The organism is Bifidobacterium mongoliense DSM 21395 (genome assembly GCF_000741285.1).
Taxonomy (GTDB): Bacteria; Actinomycetota; Actinomycetes; order Actinomycetales; family Bifidobacteriaceae; genus Bifidobacterium; species Bifidobacterium mongoliense.
The window spans coordinates 1-668 of record NZ_JGZE01000041.1 but is presented as its reverse complement, the minus strand read 5'-3'; the positions used below and the strand labels follow the sequence as shown (position 1 = coordinate 668).

1 protein-coding gene is annotated in these 668 nt (G+C 69.6%); it reads left to right on the top strand.

Annotation, left to right across the window (positions count from 1 at the left end; all coding sequences use genetic code 11):
• Nucleotides 1–668: DDE-type integrase/transposase/recombinase (locus BMON_RS09070; RefSeq protein ID WP_034885541.1), on the top strand; the 668-nt coding region annotated here is incomplete at both ends.

Genomic DNA, 668 nt, shown 5'->3' with positions numbered 1-668 from the left:
CGCGCGTGGCGACGTCGAGGAGCTGCGCGCGCGTTGCGAGCGGCTCGAGTTTGAGAACCGGCTGCTGAAGGTGCAGAACGATATTTTAAAAGACGCTGGCCCGCGCGATCTGACGAACATGGAGAAGACGCGGGCCGTGCGTGTGATGCGTGAGCGCCATGGCTACCGGCTGGCGCGCCTGTTCGCGGCCGTGGGCCTGGCGCGCGCCACGTACCATCGCCTGGCGCCCCGTTTGGACGCCCCGTCGCGCGTGGACCTGGCCACGCCGCTGGTGCACGAGGCGTTCGAGCGCCTGGGGCGTGTGGCCGGCTACCGGCGCGTGCACCGCCTGGTGCGTGCCAGGATGCGCGTGGGAGAGCGCCTCGTGCGCATGATCATGAGGCGCGACGGGCTCGTGCCCATCTACATGGGCAAGGCGCCCAAGGCGTACAGCTCCTACAAGGGCGAGCTGTCGCGCGCGCCGGAGAACCTGGTGGCCCGCGACTTCCACGCCGCGCGCCCGAACATGCTGTGGGTGACCGACGTCACCCAGTTCACGATGGACGGCTACAAGTGCTGGCTGAGCGTGATCGCGGACTGCTTCGACGGGATGATCGTGTCGTGGTCCATGTCGCGCAGGCCCGACGCGCGCCTGGCCAACAGCACGCTCGAGGCGGCCGTGGCCACGC